The organism is Carnobacterium iners (genome assembly GCF_900177385.1).
GTDB classification, from domain to species: Bacteria; Bacillota; Bacilli; order Lactobacillales; family Carnobacteriaceae; genus Carnobacterium_A; species Carnobacterium_A iners.
Map to the genome: position 1 here is coordinate 1 of NZ_FXBJ01000002.1, position 19580 is coordinate 19580.

General features: G+C 33.3%; 12 protein-coding genes, 1 pseudogene and 1 CRISPR repeat array. Of the genes and pseudogenes, 9 read left to right on the forward strand and 4 right to left on the reverse strand.

Going from position 1 to position 19580, the window contains the following annotated elements:
* Window positions 1-124: 124 nt before the first annotated feature.
* From B9Y54_RS12225 to B9Y54_RS00200, 8 genes and pseudogenes are all read left to right on the forward strand, one after another.
* Window positions 125-280: a hypothetical protein gene (locus tag B9Y54_RS12225; protein ID WP_159446024.1), complete on the forward strand. Its 156-nt coding sequence runs from the start codon at window positions 125-127 to the stop codon at window positions 278-280.
* A pseudogene (locus tag B9Y54_RS13065) lies at window positions 256-507 on the forward strand (hypothetical protein); the annotation flags it as partial. The gene B9Y54_RS12225 and the pseudogene B9Y54_RS13065, both read left to right, overlap by 25 nt.
* 30 nt (window positions 508-537) lie before the next feature.
* Window positions 538-693, forward strand: a complete 156-nt coding sequence (locus B9Y54_RS13070; RefSeq protein ID WP_420836109.1) for a hypothetical protein — start codon at window positions 538-540, stop codon at window positions 691-693.
* A gap of 148 nt (window positions 694-841) precedes the next feature.
* Window positions 842-1009 (forward strand): hypothetical protein, encoded by a 168-nt coding sequence (locus B9Y54_RS13230; protein ID WP_476727300.1) that lies wholly within the window; start codon window positions 842-844, stop codon window positions 1007-1009.
* A 61-nt stretch (window positions 1010-1070) separates the two neighbouring features.
* Window positions 1071-1205, forward strand: coding sequence for a hypothetical protein (locus B9Y54_RS13075; RefSeq protein ID WP_159446025.1), 135 nt, complete (start codon window positions 1071-1073; stop codon window positions 1203-1205).
* Between the two features lie 685 nt (window positions 1206-1890).
* Entirely contained in the window at window positions 1891-2793 is a 903-nt protein-coding gene (cas1, locus tag B9Y54_RS00190; protein ID WP_159446026.1) for a type II CRISPR-associated endonuclease Cas1, read from the forward strand.
* The gene (cas2, locus tag B9Y54_RS00195; protein WP_200805338.1) at window positions 2777-3106 is read left to right on the forward strand and encodes a CRISPR-associated endonuclease Cas2; all 330 of its coding nucleotides are present in this window, start codon (window positions 2777-2779) and stop codon (window positions 3104-3106) included. Before cas1 ends, cas2 begins: the two co-directional genes overlap by 17 nt.
* Entirely contained in the window at window positions 3103-3777 is a 675-nt protein-coding gene (locus tag B9Y54_RS00200) for a hypothetical protein (protein ID WP_085558460.1), read from the forward strand. The genes cas2 and B9Y54_RS00200 overlap by 4 nt, the downstream gene beginning before the upstream one ends.
* A 297-nt stretch (window positions 3778-4074) precedes the next feature.
* Window positions 4075-10925: direct repeats of the CRISPR family, unit length 36 nt; unit sequence ATTTTGGTACTCTCGCATCTTTTGGTATAAGGAAAC.
* Between the two features lie 50 nt (window positions 10926-10975).
* Here the strand turns inward: B9Y54_RS00200 and B9Y54_RS00205 are convergent.
* Window positions 10976-11221 (reverse strand): exonuclease/endonuclease/phosphatase family protein, encoded by a 246-nt coding sequence (locus B9Y54_RS00205; protein WP_085558461.1) that lies wholly within the window; start codon window positions 11219-11221, stop codon window positions 10976-10978.
* Window positions 11222-11567: 346 nt separating this feature from the next.
* On the opposite strand from B9Y54_RS00205, the gene B9Y54_RS00210 reads away from it, so the two are divergent.
* A complete protein-coding gene (locus tag B9Y54_RS00210) occupies window positions 11568-12887 on the forward strand; it encodes an IS1380 family transposase (protein ID WP_085558462.1) in 1320 nt (439 codons plus the stop codon).
* Window positions 12888-13082: 195 nt separating this feature from the next.
* Here B9Y54_RS00210 and B9Y54_RS00215 read toward each other — a convergent pair whose 3' ends face one another.
* The 3 genes from B9Y54_RS00215 to pglX form a co-directional block, all read right to left on the reverse strand.
* The gene (locus tag B9Y54_RS00215) at window positions 13083-13367 is read right to left on the reverse strand and encodes a hypothetical protein (protein WP_085558463.1); all 285 of its coding nucleotides are present in this window, start codon (window positions 13365-13367) and stop codon (window positions 13083-13085) included.
* A 91-nt stretch (window positions 13368-13458) separates the two neighbouring features.
* Complete coding sequence (pglZ, locus tag B9Y54_RS00220) at window positions 13459-16026, reverse strand: BREX-1 system phosphatase PglZ type A (protein WP_159446027.1); 2568 nt, start codon at window positions 16024-16026, stop codon at window positions 13459-13461.
* A 20-nt stretch (window positions 16027-16046) separates the two neighbouring features.
* Entirely contained in the window at window positions 16047-19571 is a 3525-nt protein-coding gene (gene pglX, locus B9Y54_RS00225; RefSeq protein WP_085558465.1) for a BREX-1 system adenine-specific DNA-methyltransferase PglX, read from the reverse strand.
* Window positions 19572-19580: the final 9 nt, after the last annotated feature.

Here is a 19580-nt window from a genome sequence, read left to right on the forward strand (position 1 = left end):
AATTTCCAAAGGAACCAAGGAAAATTTGAGAAAAAGATTTGTGATCTACTTGAAGTGAAGAATTTAAAAAGACTTGTATTTAAATGGCAAGCAACATTTAGCGTTAAAATTATGGATGTTCAAGATGGAAAATGTGTGTTATTCTGGTAAGTCTATCGCCCTTTCTGATATTGTTTATGATTTTACGCGTTTTGAAGTCGACCATATCATTCCACTTCTTATTCCTTTGATGATAGCCAACAAAATAAAGTACTCGTTTACCATGCAGAAAATCAATTAAAAGGCCAATTAACCCCTTTCCAATATTTCCAAAGTGGCAAAGCGACACGCTCTTTTGTTGAGTTTAAAGCTGATTGTTTGAGTTTATTTAAATCTCGTCGAATTAGCAATAAAAAATTAGGCTACTTATTAGAACAACGAGATGTCCAACACGATGAGGAAGTCCAAAAAGACTTTATTAATCGGAATTTAGTTGATACCCAGTACGCTATGAGGAGTTTTTTCTAGCTCGCTTCGTACTTTTTATCAAATAACGCTATTCCAACAGGTGTCTTATCGATTCGTGGAAGTTTCACTGCTGCATTAAGAAAACGAACAAACATGCGTAAAGATCGTGATGCAGGTCATTTTCATCATGCTATCGATGCCTTGATCGTTGCCGTGTTGGTCGAATGCCGTTATTTAAGCAACTGAAAACAAACAACTTTTACTATTGAAGGTGTGGCCGTTGATACAGAAACTGGTGAACTAATCAATGCCTCTCAAGTTTTCGACAACAACTCACTTAAATTTGTTAGCTCATTAAGAAATTACCAGGACAAAATTAAGTATTCACATAAAGTTGATCGTAAACCCAATCGGACAATGTCTAATCAAACCATCTACTCTACTCGCGAAAAAAGATGATGAAACATACGTTGTCGGGAAAGTAAAAAATATTTATCAGTTGGATAAGAAAGGCTATGAAGCTCTCAAAAAAAGAATCGAAAAAGATTCTGATCTTTTTTAATGGCCCAACATGATGAGAAAACTTGGAAATTAATCAGAAAAAGTCATGGAAGAACATAGTCATGCGGACAATCCTTTCCAAGATTTTTTACAAAGAACACGGCTTTATTTTAAAAGACGGAAAAGTACCAGTTAAAAGCTTGAAGTATCTAGATAGAAAACTAGGTATCCATGTCAATATTTCAAATAAATATTAAAGATGCTAAAAATGATGTTGTTTTATTAAGTAGAAAAAGTATTCGTGTGGATATTTACATGAATGAAGATGGAAACTACAAATACCTTGGAGTACCTTATAATTGGTTTAGAAAGTAGATGGTATCTATACTCTTGATATGAATCTATATAATGGAGAAAATGGTCGTAATGCTCCCTATAAAAGAATAGATGATAGCTATGGATTTCAATTTAGTTTATATAAAAATGACAGGATTTCTTACGATAAATTAGAAACTGTGAAGACGAAACAACTAAAGAAAAGACTAAAAAAATCGTTCATTATGAAAAGTTATTTAAAGGTGATGCTATGCCACGCGGAAATAAAATAGAAATAGAAGATATTATTTTTAAAGTAATAAACAACAGTTTATTGCAGTTGGTACCTTGCACTATTTAAAAAAAATATAATACCGATATTCTTGGTAACAAATATCCAATTGATATAGAAATATTTAGTCCTTATTTAAAAGAATAACATTAAGAAAAAAATTCTAATAAAGGGTTTACAAAATATATAAACCTTGTTATAATAAGGGTGTCTTCGACGGAAGACTTCCTTATACCAAAGGGTCGCGAGGACCTACCAAAATAAGGCTTTATGCCGAAATCGCCCCATTTATGGGGCTTTTTTTGTACATAACTCTGGAAAAAGGAGTGATAATAATGAGCTGGCGTGTTGTCTATATTGAAAAATCTGATTACTTAAGATTGTATCTTGATAATTTAAAAGTTATTCGAGAAGATACGGAAATTTTGATACCGCTTACTGATATTCATACAATCATTGTCGATAACCAGCAAACCGTTGTAACTGCCCGCTTGCTAAATAAATTAGCAGATTACCATATTCTCTTAATTTTCTGTGATGAAAAACACTTACCCAATATTTATGCTCTTTCTCCTCATAGTCATCATCAGTCTTCTAGAGTTCTGGAAAGGCAAGTTAAATGGTCTACTGAAATGAAAGGCTTGATGTGGCAAAAAATTATTCAAATAAAAATAGCGAATCAAGCTTCCGTATTAGCTCATTTAAGAAAAGATTCTACTTCAATTGAAGCAATGCATCGTTATTCTGATGATGTTAACTTTTCTGATCAAACGAATCGTGAAGGTCATGCTGCTAAACTTTATTTTAAAACGTTGTTTGGAAGTTCCTTTACTAGGGATCGAGACAGCTTTGACGGAATTAACTCTGGTTTAAATTATGGTTATATTGTCCTTCGTTCAACCGTTGCTAGAACAATTGTGGCTTCGGGTTTACAACCTTCTTTTGGTATTGGGCATTACAACCAATACAATGCTTTTAATTTAGCTGATGACCTTATTGAACCCTTTCGTCCTGTCATTGATTTATGGATCAGCATTATGTGCCAAGAAGATACTTATTTAGACTTAAAAACTAAACAAAAAATTGTTCACTTAATTAGCAATAACAAACTATTGATTGGCAATCAAAAACAAACTATTCTGAACGCGATTGAAATACTTGTTCAATCTTTTATTAAAGGAATGAATGAGAATAATACCGAACTATTGGTTTACCCTGCCAATGGCATCTCCTTATAGAATTATGCGTTTAGTTTTATTTTTTGATTTGCCAATGAATACAAAAAGTGAGCGACGAACTTATTCAAGATTCAGAAAGTATTTAATTAATAACGGTTTTACAATGGTTCAATTTTCAGTCTACGCAAAAATTTTCCCAAATCGATCAAGTTTAGATAATTATATGATGGGGTTAAGAAATAACCTCCCAAAACATGGTTCTATTCGGGCTATGGCTGTGACTGAAAAACAATACAGCAATATGTTTTTGCTTGTTGGTGATAAAACCCTTACTGAAAAAGCTATTACCGAAGATCCGATGGTGATTTTATGAAGGAATGGCACATTAAAGACTCTGTACGAGTAACTTCATTCTTAGTTGATAAAGTGACTATTTTAAAAGGTGAGCAAAAAGAATGGTGTCAATTAGTTGAATATTTTAGCGATTACTTCAGCTATAAAGGTATACAAATAAACCTTTTTGAAAACCAAACATTGATTCCAAGAAGAGACTTTCTATTCCAAATTCTTTCTCCAAATGATCCAACAAAATTTATTAGTTTAGAGAAAGCTTTAATTCGACAAGAAAAAGAATTTTTGACTAATCTTGAGTTTTCTCCATTTTATAAACAATTAGTTGAAAGCTGGGAAGAATTGATTGAAGAAGTTGATTTTTTAAATACTCAACAAAAAACAAACACAACTCACTACACTTTGTTGCCTTTCGATAAAAAATGGATTCAAACTAGCTTATCTTTTTCAAAAAAAAATTCTGCTCAACTATCTCATTATGAAAAATTAATTCTTCAAATTAATGTATTAGAAGAATCAATAAGTGATAAAAAATTAATTATCTATATACAATTTCCTGAAGTGGTGCTTTCAGATAAGGAATTAGAACATTTTATTTATTACCTTCAACAGTCTCCTAATGGGATTCTCTATTTTATTCAAACAGAAAATCCTTCTCTTTTTCCTACCAATATTGTTTACAAAGAAAAATAAGAAATAAAACTATTTGTTATGCTGTTAAAGATCAATTAATCTCAAAAATTCCTTCTAGTTGGTCTGAAGAAACATTTCAACATGCTTGTAATTGGTATATGATACTTGTGGATAAGTACGCGCAAGAAACCGTTCTTTTATCTTTAAAAACTGTGGATAACTTATCTATTTTTATCTATGTTTACTCACTTTTTATTCTTACCAATACTCCTGTAATAGTTGATCTAACTGCAGTTACAGCCAATATAAAAAAATATTTTGAAAATTTAATACAAGATAAGGTATAATTAAATTGGTATTTTGGTACTCTCGCATCTTTTGGTATTTTGGTACAGATAAGGACTCTTTGATAACTAGTGTTTCCACCATTGATTTTGGTACTCTCGCATCTTTTGGTATAAGGAAACCAGTAACTAATGCCACGACCACCATAATCCATTTTGGTACTCTCGCATCTTTTGGTATAAGGAAACTTATTTGTTTTACTATTCTACACTTACATCATTTTGGTACTCTCGCATCTTTTGGTATAAGGAAACAGTAGATGAAGTCAAAATGCTTCAAAAGGAATTTTGGTACTCTCGCATCTTTTGGTATAAGGAAACCTCACCTGTTTCGGATTGTAGCAACTTATTATTTTGGTACTCTCGCATCTTTTGGTATAAGGAAACAAGATTGATTTACAAAAAACAACTAGTCACATTTTGGTACTCTCGCATCTTTTGGTATAAGGAAACCGTTTTCAATATCAAATGGTAGTCGGTAACATTTTGGTACTCTCGCATCTTTTGGTATAAGGAAACTTGCTAGTGCAGGTAAACGTATACTAAGTGATTTTGGTACTCTCGCATCTTTTGGTATAAGGAAACTCATCGTGAGTCATCAATTCTTGTACTGCTATTTTGGTACTCTCGCATCTTTTGGTATAAGGAAACTCCTCTTGAAGTAATTCAATATGGTGACCCATTTTGGTACTCTCGCATCTTTTGGTATAAGGAAACTAGCTAAAGCGCCACTAAACGGTATGATTGATTTTGGTACTCTCGCATCTTTTGGTATAAGGAAACCATATTTATCTCTTAGCTTTTTAGCTGATAATTTTGGTACTCTCGCATCTTTTGGTATAAGGAAACACGTGTCTGCTTAATGCGTCACTTGTATCTATTTTGGTACTCTCGCATCTTTTGGTATAAGGAAACTTATGGTGGCGTTTCTAAACGGAATAACTTATTTTGGTACTCTCGCATCTTTTGGTATAAGGAAACGGTTCACCTTCTTCATTCCTGTCAAGTACCATTTTGGTACTCTCGCATCTTTTGGTATAAGGAAACCGAACATGGAGCTAGGCAGTTTCAAAAATTATTTTGGTACTCTCGCATCTTTTGGTATAAGGAAACTTTCTACTTATGCTATCTCAAAAGCAACTGATTTTGGTACTCTCGCATCTTTTGGTATAAGGAAACCAAACCCAAAGTACTTATACTACAATAATGATTTTGGTACTCTCGCATCTTTTGGTATAAGGAAACCTCTATATGTTTTAATATCATATTCCATGTATTTTGGTACTCTCGCATCTTTTGGTATAAGGAAACCGGTATGCCATTCCGTCAAAATATTTAATCTATTTTGGTACTCTCGCATCTTTTGGTATAAGGAAACCATTGGTTCCATAGGTAGGTTTTCTGGACCATTTTGGTACTCTCGCATCTTTTGGTATAAGGAAACAAGCTCATTCAATTATTTTGAGAAAAGACGATTTTGGTACTCTCGCATCTTTTGGTATAAGGAAACTAATTCTGGTATAAAAATAGATACTATGTCATTTTGGTACTCTCGCATCTTTTGGTATAAGGAAACGGTCAAAAGATAAAACAGTAACAGCATCCTATTTTGGTACTCTCGCATCTTTTGGTATAAGGAAACTAGCAAAAAGAAAACCTAAAGTCACTCCTTTATTTTGGTACTCTCGCATCTTTTGGTATAAGGAAACAATTATAGTCTCACTTGGTATACAAGAGGAATTTTGGTACTCTCGCATCTTTTGGTATAAGGAAACCAGTGTACGGTCAACTGTTAACCATGAACCATTTTGGTACTCTCGCATCTTTTGGTATAAGGAAACGATGGTTGATTGTCTGTCATTCCAGCCCCTATTTTGGTACTCTCGCATCTTTTGGTATAAGGAAACTTTCGAGAAGAAACTAACAAATATTGAACGATTTTGGTACTCTCGCATCTTTTGGTATAAGGAAACTTTGCTGCAGGTTTAATGTATGCAGGAGTATTTTGGTACTCTCGCATCTTTTGGTATAAGGAAACAAAAAAGGATAGCGTTATCCACAAATAAAGATTTTGGTACTCTCGCATCTTTTGGTATAAGGAAACATCTAATGCGTCATAAGTTCCTTCAACTGTATTTTGGTACTCTCGCATCTTTTGGTATAAGGAAACAAGTATTTAACTTGTTTTCTTCAGGCTACTATTTTGGTACTCTCGCATCTTTTGGTATAAGGAAACCGTGTGGTTGTGATAGAAAATATTTACTTATAATTTTGGTACTCTCGCATCTTTTGGTATAAGGAAACTGGTTGTCAAAATGCCTAGAGGCAGATACGATTTTGGTACTCTCGCATCTTTTGGTATAAGGAAACGATTCAACAGCTCGATTTGAAGTTCAATAGATTTTGGTACTCTCGCATCTTTTGGTATAAGGAAACCCATGCCTACCCCGTTAGCCTCGGCGATGGATTTTGGTACTCTCGCATCTTTTGGTATAAGGAAACTAAGGTTGCACAAGATACAGGACAGTCAGTATTTTGGTACTCTCGCATCTTTTGGTATAAGGAAACTGTCATTGTACTGTTTAAAATGCCAAACAATTTTGGTACTCTCGCATCTTTTGGTATAAGGAAACTAATATAATATAGCTTTTCTTGTTCAGTTATTTTGGTACTCTCGCATCTTTTGGTATAAGGAAACCACCTTACATTCTTGATTGAGTTTAATTAGTATTTTGGTACTCTCGCATCTTTTGGTATAAGGAAACTTCTGAAGTTATATAATCAATTACTACATCATTTTGGTACTCTCGCATCTTTTGGTATAAGGAAACATCAATCATTTCTGATAATTTAAAAACATCATTTTGGTACTCTCGCATCTTTTGGTATAAGGAAACTTTAACATCAAACTTTTTTTTGTTTGTTCTATTTTGGTACTCTCGCATCTTTTGGTATAAGGAAACAATCTTTTCAATCTGTTTAGCTTTCAATGGATTTTGGTACTCTCGCATCTTTTGGTATAAGGAAACTCGGATTGACCATTGATTTATTTTTAAAGTATTTTGGTACTCTCGCATCTTTTGGTATAAGGAAACAATGATAGCATGTTTACTAGAGTTAACCTTATTTTGGTACTCTCGCATCTTTTGGTATAAGGAAACAGTTATCTTCATTGGTGATTTGTTAACTCTATTTTGGTACTCTCGCATCTTTTGGTATAAGGAAACCGATTTTAATATAGACCCGACACTCTCATATATTTTGGTACTCTCGCATCTTTTGGTATAAGGAAACAGTAGTCCGACTACTTTTGTTAACGGATCTAAATTTTGGTACTCTCGCATCTTTTGGTATAAGGAAACCTAAAGCAGTAGCAACGAGACCTATTACTCGATTTTGGTACTCTCGCATCTTTTGGTATAAGGAAACATAATCATAACGGATAAGGAGTGTTGATATATTTTGGTACTCTCGCATCTTTTGGTATAAGGAAACCTTTTCTGTTATCGTCATTGATTTCATATCCATTTTGGTACTCTCGCATCTTTTGGTATAAGGAAACCAAAAATACTATCCAATCATTTTACTGTATTATTTTGGTACTCTCGCATCTTTTGGTATAAGGAAACATTTTTACAACAGGTTTAGCGTTTAAATGTATTTTGGTACTCTCGCATCTTTTGGTATAAGGAAACCTTAGGTATAGGCAAAACAGCATAAGTGTGATTTTGGTACTCTCGCATCTTTTGGTATAAGGAAACCTCTTTCTTTGTAAGTTTTATCAAGCCCGTATTTTGGTACTCTCGCATCTTTTGGTATAAGGAAACAGTATGAGAATACTCTTTTCTGCTGTTGATATTTTGGTACTCTCGCATCTTTTGGTATAAGGAAACATCTTTGCAACTTAACATCTTCAGCCAATGATTTTGGTACTCTCGCATCTTTTGGTATAAGGAAACAGCTGATGTTCTAGGCTTATCTATACAGGCATTTTGGTACTCTCGCATCTTTTGGTATAAGGAAACATATTCGAGAAGGCATTGTTTTACTATAAGATTTTGGTACTCTCGCATCTTTTGGTATAAGGAAACATATTCGAGAAGGCATTGTTTTACTATAAGATTTTGGTACTCTCGCATCTTTTGGTATAAGGAAACAGAAGAAGTTATATTCATGGCAATGGGTGGATTTTGGTACTCTCGCATCTTTTGGTATAAGGAAACTCATTCATGTCTTCATTTTTGTTGTATTGCATTTTGGTACTCTCGCATCTTTTGGTATAAGGAAACCTTAATGGAGGCTTTTGGTTATCCTAATACATTTTGGTACTCTCGCATCTTTTGGTATAAGGAAACGTTTCTAGGTGGTCTAAATCATCTAGTGTAATTTTGGTACTCTCGCATCTTTTGGTATAAGGAAACCAATTAAATTGAGTTGCCTTTGTATATGTTATTTTGGTACTCTCGCATCTTTTGGTATAAGGAAACTTGATAGTCTCAACTCCGAAGATCTTAGGTATTTTGGTACTCTCGCATCTTTTGGTATAAGGAAACTCATTGTCTCCTTGTCTAATACTGTAAAAGATTTTGGTACTCTCGCATCTTTTGGTATAAGGAAACACCTTTTAAATCAGTTTGAGACTTAGCATTATTTTGGTACTCTCGCATCTTTTGGTATAAGGAAACTATACTTATTTTTTTTCTTCTTCGTAGTTCGATTTTGGTACTCTCGCATCTTTTGGTATAAGGAAACACGATGATAAACATTTTTTTGTTTCCACCAATTTTGGTACTCTCGCATCTTTTGGTATAAGGAAACTAAAGGTAAATAAGGCGAAAGGTGATACGTATTTTGGTACTCTCGCATCTTTTGGTATAAGGAAACTCTGTTTAATAGCATTAACAAAAGTGGCGTATTTTGGTACTCTCGCATCTTTTGGTATAAGGAAACATCTTAAAACAATGCCTAAACCCACCCTTAATTTTGGTACTCTCGCATCTTTTGGTATAAGGAAACAATAAAGGAATGAAGATGGAACTTAGCGTAATTTTGGTACTCTCGCATCTTTTGGTATAAGGAAACACATCTTCAAATTGTGCTTTTGATAACGTGGATTTTGGTACTCTCGCATCTTTTGGTATAAGGAAACCGTTGTAACTCTTTGATTGTTTCGATTCCTATTTTGGTACTCTCGCATCTTTTGGTATAAGGAAACTTTTTGTTGCTTCCTAACTCTACTACTTCAATTTTGGTACTCTCGCATCTTTTGGTATAAGGAAACCACTTGTTGGTATGGCGGTCAAGTCTGCAGATTTTGGTACTCTCGCATCTTTTGGTATAAGGAAACTAAGTAATTGATTTAAATCCAATTCAATCCATTTTGGTACTCTCGCATCTTTTGGTATAAGGAAACTGGATTGAAAGATGCTTTCGGTTTCTTAATATTTTGGTACTCTCGCATCTTTTGGTATAAGGAAACTCATTCATCTGTTTAGTAACGTATTTGATTATTTTGGTACTCTCGCATCTTTTGGTATAAGGAAACACCACCCCGATGGGGAAAGCTTACCTTAGGATTTTGGTACTCTCGCATCTTTTGGTATAAGGAAACAGTTATGTTTGAATTAAAAAACGAAGCATTATTTTGGTACTCTCGCATCTTTTGGTATAAGGAAACTCGATTGCTATCATATTCCAGCTTTGTGCTATTTTGGTACTCTCGCATCTTTTGGTATAAGGAAACCATCTTCAAATTGTGCTTTTGATAACGTTGATTTTGGTACTCTCGCATCTTTTGGTATAAGGAAACCTCTAGGTAGCCCTGTAGGAAGGGCTCCTGATTTTGGTACTCTCGCATCTTTTGGTATAAGGAAACTTTTATACTTTGATCGTGCATATAATAGCAATTTTGGTACTCTCGCATCTTTTGGTATAAGGAAACTTGTTGCAGATGAAAACGTTGAACAAGGTTATTTTGGTACTCTCGCATCTTTTGGTATAAGGAAACTCTCCCATAACAACGATTGATCCCCAGTGTATTTTGGTACTCTCGCATCTTTTGGTATAAGGAAACTGGGACGAGATTAACTTTGAATTGGATTGGATTTTGGTACTCTCGCATCTTTTGGTATAAGGAAACGTCTTAATTGCATTTTTCTTTCTGGATTATATTTTGGTACTCTCGCATCTTTTGGTATAAGGAAACAGTGACCACCTAAAGCTATTTTATTGATTAATTTTGGTACTCTCGCATCTTTTGGTATAAGGAAACGTTTTTTCGGCTTGATCTAAAACGGATATAATTTTGGTACTCTCGCATCTTTTGGTATAAGGAAACATCATCTGTTCCGATTTTCTGCTATCTGACATTTTGGTACTCTCGCATCTTTTGGTATAAGGAAACTAAACTTATTAAGTTGAGGCGGTACGTCCAATTTTGGTACTCTCGCATCTTTTGGTATAAGGAAACTTCTTTTCTGAACAATCATGCGAACGTCTGGATTTTGGTACTCTCGCATCTTTTGGTATAAGGAAACTAACGGGTTTTCTATTACCACACCTTGATATTTTGGTACTCTCGCATCTTTTGGTATAAGGAAACTTCTTTTAAACCGTCAAACACAATCACTTATTTTGGTACTCTCGCATCTTTTGGTATAAGGAAACTTAGTGGTAGCGAACAAGTCTACAAAGATAATTTTGGTACTCTCGCATCTTTTGGTATAAGGAAACTCGGAATATCTCCAGACGGTACGTTAGGTAATTTTGGTACTCTCGCATCTTTTGGTATAAGGAAACATCAACTCTTGCTGGTAGTAGATGGTGGGGATTTTGGTACTCTCGCATCTTTTAGTATAAGGAAACTTCATCTTTTATAAATTCGTTAAGTCTAAATTTCAATAAAATTCTATTTTTCAGTCTACACTTTCCATCTCTTCTTTAACCCTATTCTCACGGTCTATCTCTAAAAAAATAGGCATATGATCACTATGCAAAATCCAATCTTTATAAATACCAATAGTCAGGTTGTCTACCCATTCTCTCTTACAAAAAAAATAATCAATATGATAAGGTCGATGACTATGACGATACATATAATATGTCGCATATTTTTCTGATCCAGCGACAGTATCTGTTAAGGAATGGTAAGTACTTACCAAACCAATAGATGCCAGTTCATCTACAACCCCTGAATGAGTTCGTCGTTTATATTTTTCATCCCAGATGGCGTTACTATTAAAGTCCCCACCTATTAATGTGTTTCTTATCTGTTTTTTATAGATTTGTAAGTAAACATAGATATCTTCTATATAATTATTGCACCCCCATATTCCTAATAAATCAAATGTATCCTGAATAATTCATAGCTTTTCTAAAAATACTAATCGATGTTGATTTTACAGCGTTTAAACTAATTTGCTTTATCACCCATTAGGTGATGAAAAAAGAACCCCTTTCTGCTATGGTTATATCATCACAACCAACCAATAGAAAGGGGTTCTCTCAATGATTACTTTACAAGAAAAAGCAATGAAATTCAATAACCATTTATATGTCTCTCATACAGGTGGTCGTTTATCGAGTGATTCAGGATTAATTTTAGTTGATGAATTAATGGATACTTTTCATTTTGAAGAATTGTCAAAAAAACTCATTTCATATAATGAAAATCGTCGCTATTGGAAACACACTAACCATAAAATTTTAAAACAACTAATTCTTCAACTAATTGCTGGCTATAAAGCTGATTCGTCTGCGACTATCTTACAATATGATCCAGTATTACAAACTCTATTACAAGAAGAGTGTTTGGCTTCTCAACCGACTATCTCTCGGTTTCTTGATCGCATTACAGACCAAACGATTAATGATTTACAAACCTTTAATCAAACATTAATTGACCAAGCGAGATTTGTTCGCAATGATATGAATATGATTATTGATTTGGATTCTACACACTCTGATACCTTCGGTATTCAGGAACAAACAGATTATAATGCCCACTATCGAACAAACGGTTATCATCCATTAGTCGCATTCGGTGGATTAACGGGCGATTTTTTAAAAGCTAAACTTCGTTCAGGAAATCAATACACGTCTAAAGGAGTTAAAGAGTTTCTTGAACCGTTATTAGATCATTACAATCAAGCAGTCCCTACGACAGATATTTTAGTGCGTGGAGATAGTGGATTTGCAACACCTGATATTTATGAGTTATGCGAAGAATATGGGTCAAACTTTGTCATTCGCCTAAAACATAATAATAATTTATACCGATTAGCAGAAGAGTTTGTGTATTACGACGATAATTATCCTTGGAATGAAAAAGAAGAATACTATTATTCCGTTTCCTATCAAGCAGCGTCTTGGTCTAAACCGCGTAGAGTATGCATTCAATCCATTCGAGAAATAGGTGAATTACTTTTCAAGCATACGTTTATTGTCACAAATTTTTCAGAAAATATTTCATCAAAACAAGTTTTTAAGACGTATAAAAAGCGTGGTGCTATGGAAAACTACATTAAAGAAGCAAAAAATGGTTTCTATTTTGATAAGACAGATAGCCCTAAATTTATTGAAAATCATGCACGTATGATGATAAGTGTCCTTGCATACAACCTAATCAATTTTTTGCGTACAACTTGTTTTGATAAAAATTATAAAGGACTTCAAATTAATACGATTCGTCTTCGCTTATTCAAAGTAGCTGGCAAACTAGTGAGTACTGCGAGAGAAATGTATCTAAAAATTTCTAGTTCGCATGTTTATCAAGCGGAGTTTTATGCCGTCTTTAATCGAATCCAAAGGATTCGGCATTATATTTAAAAACTCCTTAATTTTTTTAAAAAAAACCAATCAAAACCAAGGACCAACTATGCCCAAAATTCGTACTTTCTTAATGAGAAACCAATAAATAAATGAATTAAGTACCAAAAAGTAAAACTATTAAACGTTAATTTGAAAAAAATTTGAAAAAAGTGTGTTAATTGATTAAAAACAACAAAAAATTAAAGGTATGAATTATTCAGGTGTATTGTTTATCTTGCAACAGATAAAATACTCTAACCCAAAAGATGGCCAATTATTGTCTTCAAGTTTTATCTCCTTCTTTGCAAAAATACCTAATCCTCTATTCTTATTATGTCCAATCCATAAATGATTTTCTGCAAACTTAATGTAAGAATCATGATTGCTTCTTGCTGGATCTTCACATTCTTGAATAATATAAATATCAGCATCAAAAGAGTCTAAATATTGGAATTTCTTTCTAAATGCCCCATTGCAATTCCAAGTAATAATTTTCAAAATCTCTACTCCTTTTTGTATTAGTATATCATGATTTTTTCTTAAATTTAAAAAATACCACACTGCTCTTTTTATACAATGTGGTATTTATCTATTCTATTTCTCTTACTATATCAAGTTTAAATCGCTCTTTTGTAACATCTTTTATATCTTTACTATTTTTCATAACTAAATAATAATTAGATGATTGTTGATATGAAATAGTTGATAATATAAATTTCTCACGTACAATCCGATCTTGGCTCAATTCATTTCTACTATCTGCGATTATTACTTGTTCGTTAGATAATTTATTGCCTATTTCATCCTCAAAATAGACACTTAGCCGTTTTTCTTTGAGAGTTTCTGAAACAGGATCGAGTTGTAAAAACTCCAACCAAATAACGCTATTCGTCAGCGTTCTTGTTTGACTTAATAAATTAACCGTGACTTGCGGTATATCATTCCGTCCGCGTACCATTTTAATTTTTAATAAAGGAACCATTGTCTCTTGAGGCAAATGTCCTCCATGAACGTATTGATATCCTCCACCTGCCAACGAAAATCGATTGATCCCTCTTGGTATAAGAACGTGTCTATTAGTGCTAATTTGGTTTGCTAAAGAGAAGCTTAATCCTGTTTGTGTTGGATTTTCTTGTTCTGATAAGATAAAACGTTTATTGTAACTAGTTCCTTTAAGTTCAGTTATTAACTGCACTTTTTCAGTTGATTGAATGGTACTTCTACTATATAAAAAACCATGATCAGCTGTCACAAATAACTGTGCAGCACTTACTTCCGTTGTTAGACGTATGAATAGTCTTTTTAGTTGTTGTAAGGTCTCTTCAACAGCCGCAAAAACATCATTCTCAGTGATTCTTTGATCGCCTATTGCATCAATTCGATTATGGTAAAGATAAATCACTTTTTTTCCCGAAAATTCAGAGCGCAATTCATCTCGACTTAACTGATTGACTGCATCATAACTGATAGCCAGAGCTTTATCTGAACTATTTTTTTGAAGGACTTCATTTCTCTTTACTATGCTTTCGGTGGATAACCCATTTACTCTAACTTCACCCGTCGATTCGATAGCAAGTTGCTGATGTGGCAATAATGCAGCCATTCCTAGAGCCGTACTAGAGGGTAAAGCTGTCTGCATTGATGATAAGTCACCAGTAAACCGTTTATCTTCTAACAAACGCTGAAACAGTTCTTGACCAGCTTCAAAACGCAGTCCATCTGATATAATCACAATAACTTTTTTATCTTGTTCGACAAAAGAAGCTACCTCATCAGAATAAAAATGAGTTTGCTGAGTGATATCCTTTCTGCTTAACCTAGCTTCTTGCATCACTAACTGGTCCCACTTTGCTGCAAATTCTTTTAAAAACAACTGGTGATAATGCCTTTCAACAGTTAATGTTAAGTCTTCAAATGAATCATTTAAATGAATTAATTGATCAGAGTAAAAATAAAATTTACGATAAGCTTGATCTATTTTATAAAAGTTTGTTTGATACATTTGCCAAAATAAATGCTTATCATGAATCTTAGCAAGCAGACTAGTCATCTCATCTACAGCTTTAACTAGTTTCAGACTCCAGCGCAATGCATGATAAGCTGTACGGTAGTCCTTGTACCAAAACTTCCCCCTTCTTTGTGCAATCAACTGATCATAATAATCATAGTCTATCCCACCATTAGCTAACTGAGAAGCTAGTTGTTGAATAAGGTAATTATCAAACCATTGGAACGTTTGAACCTCAGTCACGTTAGCCAATGACTCTTGATTGAATAATTGATTAATCCCTAATTCTTTTTCTAATTGGTCAGCTACTTGAATATAACTTAGTTGCTGGTCTCTTAAATTCATCCATTGATTGATAAAAATAATCGCTTGATTTACTTTTGGCAATACAAATGGTTCAAATGCTTTAGGAAACTCTTCTGGCCATTCACTAGCTAAATGAGTGATAAACAATTGTTCCATTAAGGTCTCGATAGATAATTTTCCGGTCTTACTTGCTGACAAGTTGAAGCCAAATAGACGATTGATTAACCGCCAAAAACGATCCTTATTACCAAATTTTTCAATTGCACTCCAACGCATAGTCTGACCTTTAACAGACTCAGCAAATAATTCAATCAAACTGTTAGTCCAATCAGGCTGTTTCGCTTTGGTTAGTACAGCTAAGATACAGAATTCCATTGTTTCTTGATTTTGAGTTATCATTTGCTGAAAGAACTTTTTAAATTTAGTTGTTCGTTCTTTAGATTTGAAAAAGGTCTGGTACTGTTTAGCTAAATCGGTTAAGGCCTCGTTAGTTGAATCTATTCCGATAGCCGCATATAATTGACTATCTTGATCCAATTTTAATTCATAGCTATACAATAGAACTCCCAACATAGGATTTTCTTGGTCATTAGGACGTTTAATTGTATAATACAAGACAATATTTTTATCCGCCATCACTTTTTCAATGTGATAGTGAATTTGAAAATAATTGTGATCCGTTACTTTAAGTAATTCAAATAACGCAGTTTCCTTACTCCATTCAGTTAACTGTTCGTCATACTGTTCGTCTTCATCATACAAATACAGAATCTTTCTTTTCTCACCTGTTTGAAGAGGCGAGTGAAAGAACGTTTGAATTTTCTTAATAATATCTTGTGCCATTAGACTGCCTCTTCCCATCTTTATATTTTTTCAAGTAGATTCATTTTCACTAGTTTCCCAGCTTGATCTTTAACTACTTCAACATCTTGGAACTTTTCATAATTTACTTTTACTCCATCATCCAAATCTAATTCTATGCGTTGTTTAGCCATATGGTCTAGTACTTCTGCATACTGAACAATTTCTGTTTTATCTTTTAGATAGTTTTCAATTGCTTTTAATGAAGCAGCTTTTGACTGACTAGAAGCATTCTCATCATCTACTACATGTTGTTCTAAAGTGATTAAATTATCCAATGTCCTACTTTGTTGCAAGACATAATCTGTTCGGATACGTGCAATTGTATCGCGGTCATAGCGATGTAAATAGACTAGTCCTTTAAAAGCTCCACGTTTCCCACTGCTAAACATCCAGTAAATCGGTCTTTTTTTATACATTTTTAAGTGATCTTTATAAAAATCCTTTATGAAATAACGACGAATACAATCTACGGAAGATTCATTTACTTTTTTACCTAGTGCTTCGGCTATAAATAAAAGGTTTTCTTCTAACGGTTCTTTTCCATAAAGGATGCTAACTAATTCTTCTATCTTATTGATAATATCATCATCAAATAAAACTTCTTCTGTTACAGGAATAATATTATCTACATCAGGTTGATATGTTTTATAACTCGCTGCGTCCCACTCTCCACCAGCATAAGCTAATCCTTCTTCATCCAATGAATAACGACCAAAAATAATACCCACTAGATACGATAAGAAACTTTTTATATCTCTTGTTTTATCAGCTTTTCGAATTGTTACATCTTTATCTTCTACTTCTGGACTTAACTCATCTTCCAACCCATAAATATCAATAAAGATGCGATTTAACTTTTCTTCATTAGCTTTTAACTGATTAAGCTGCCCTATTGTAAATTCTTCCCAAGATTTAAATGAAGATTCCATCAAAGTACTTTTACAATATAAAAACGGATGTTTTTTGAAGTCCCAAGAAGTTTCAAAAGAATCCCAATCATCTTTTGAAATATTAATATTCTTAAACACTTTTTTATCAATCAAATTTTTACTCTCTTCTTTTATAAGAATAGGTAGTTTTTTTATGTGATCTACCTCAAAATTCATAGTTGGACTAATAAAACTCAAAATTTTTGAAGCTACAATACTATTACTAAATGCTAATATATATTTCAATTCATCTTTTGATATAAAAATACAACATCCGGCAATATCAAACATACAACCTGGAGACATATACCTAGTAGAAATTTTCCCACTACTTATTTTAGACCATGTTATTGCTTCTTTAAAATAAAGTTTAGGATCTCGTAATCTGTAATTATTATTTTTTCCTGAATATTTTATATCAAAACCATCATTTTCCATATTTATAATATGCTCTACATTTCCATACCATCTTCTGAATGCTCCTCCTTTATTATAAGGAAACCATTTTTTTCCATATAATAAAATATCCTCACTTTTCTCATGATTAAAGCCTATTTCATAAATAGACACTTCAAACCAATATCGGAGAAATTCATTAGTATTACCAGGAATCATACCTTGTCTCGTATTAGATAATTTTTCTAATGGGGTATATTTAAAGATATTAACTAATTTATCACTTGCCCAATACGCAATCGGAATACCGGGGATACTAGCAAATATGTCAGTAGACTGCTCAGTATATCTATGTTCTTTTACAGGAAACCATATAGGCTTATTGTCTTCTATGTCTTCATACTCTATATAATTAAATACTCCTCTGTAATCATTAATTTTGTTTCTAAATATTGTTGCTACGGTTCCGAAGGCAATTCCCATTACCATATTATCCATATGAGTCATGTTTACAATACTATAATTACTAATTACTGATTTTCTGAACTTTTCATAAGAAGATAAAAACATCCATGATTGCATAGTAACGTTAGCAATAAACCCATTGTCTAAAGAAAAAGCTTCCATACGTTTCATCATTACCGCAAACAAATCACTTTTTTCATCTGGATAGTATTTCTTCACATATTTTGAAAGTTTTGGATCCATTCCTTTAGACCCCATATAAGGTGGATTAGCTACGACTATTTCGTATTGATTAGCTAGTATCTTGTACTGATTTAATAAATCTTCTACTAGTGGCAATGTATACTCTACTAGTTCACTGGTAAAAATATCTATCTCACCGTAGTGTTTAAAGTAGTCCATTTGTTTTTTAATTTGACTGATATCAATCTCAGGAACTTGAATAATTGACCCATACAATTTTGCATCTTTAAATGTTTCTATTAAAGTTTCTGTTGCTTGAAGGAGTTGCTCATTATCTTTAGCAAATAAATAAACGTCTTCTTGAGTAATTTCATTACTTTCTTCGATGCTGTGAATATGAACAGCAAACTTTCTACTGAATAAGCGTTTATCATACGAGCGAGCTTTCATAATAACCGCGAAAGTCGCTAGTTGCGCTGCACGTCTATCAATATCTAATCCAAATAGGTTGTTTTCAAGAATCAACTTAGGAATTTCTCTTTCAGAATAACCACGCGATAAATAGATTTTATAAAAAAGCTCAAAGGCATAGACTAAAATATGTCCTGATCCACAAGCAGGATCTAAAAATTCGATCTCTTCAATAGTAAGATTAGGATTTTTTAAGTCTTCGAGTTGTTTTAGAACTTCTGCTGTTTGTTCAGCATCTTCTAGGTAATAAGATAAGGATTCTTGCAAGTTCTCATCTGGATGAGATTCTAACCATAGTCTTCCTAGTGAGTTATCCACCATATATTCGACAATCCAACGCGGTGTAAATAGTTGCGTTGCTGCTGGAATATCGTTTTTACCAATTTTTTTATTTTTCTTTAAATTAGCAAAAACGAGATCTTTTTGCTCAGAGATATAAAATTGATACAACCAGCCAACAATTTCAACATCTTTCCAGTCTTCTTCATCAATCATATTGACGATGTCACGAATCATGCTATTTTCTGCTAATAGATTATCTGGCAGCAATAAAGCTAAGTCATCTGAGATATAGTCAAACACATTAGGGATAATCTCGCCTAATTTATTGCATTGTTTGACTAATAAATATTGATACAAAGCCTCAGACTTATTTTCATCTTGTAATTTAAAAATTAATTCTCTATCTAGATTTAATTCATCACTTAATTCTAAGATAGCAGTTAGAGCATCTGGTTCTAGTTTACCAGCCGTTTGCGAAGAAAGAATCGACATCCGGATTGGTAGATAACCATTCACTTCCATAAACCGTAAAGCAACAATTCGGTTGAACCAAGTATACGCTGCTTCGTCCATCACTTGGTCGTATCCATCAAAAACTAAGCGATTTTTCAAATGATTGTATTGCTTTAACTGCTCTTTACCCATAACTGTTCCATTCACAACCAAACCATCTGTTAATTCTATGATAGGTGTAATCTTATCAGCCATAATGCCGTAGCTGTAGGCTTTTTGTTGCACACCCTTTTTTAATTTATTGCGTGCTTGAAAGGCGAATTTACGTAAAGCTGCTTTATCCATTTATATTGC

Bases quoted from the DNA above. Each gene is read 5' to 3' on its own strand.
- pglZ (WP_159446027.1), bottom strand. From the start codon at position 16,026: ATGGCACAAGATATTATTAAGAAAATTCAAACGTTCTTTCACTCGCCT.
- pglX (WP_085558465.1), bottom strand. From the start codon at position 19,571: ATGGATAAAGCAGCTTTACGTAAATTCGCCTTTCAAGCACGCAATAAA.
- B9Y54_RS00210 (WP_085558462.1), top strand. From the start codon at position 11,568: ATGATTACTTTACAAGAAAAAGCAATGAAATTCAATAACCATTTATAT.
- cas1 (WP_159446026.1), top strand. From the start codon at position 1,891: ATGAGCTGGCGTGTTGTCTATATTGAAAAATCTGATTACTTAAGATTG.
- B9Y54_RS13075 (WP_159446025.1), top strand. From the start codon at position 1,071: ATGCGGACAATCCTTTCCAAGATTTTTTACAAAGAACACGGCTTTATT.
- cas2 (WP_200805338.1), top strand. From the start codon at position 2,777: ATGGCATCTCCTTATAGAATTATGCGTTTAGTTTTATTTTTTGATTTG.
- B9Y54_RS00200 (WP_085558460.1), top strand. From the start codon at position 3,103: ATGAAGGAATGGCACATTAAAGACTCTGTACGAGTAACTTCATTCTTA.
- B9Y54_RS12225 (WP_159446024.1), top strand. From the start codon at position 125: ATGGAAAATGTGTGTTATTCTGGTAAGTCTATCGCCCTTTCTGATATT.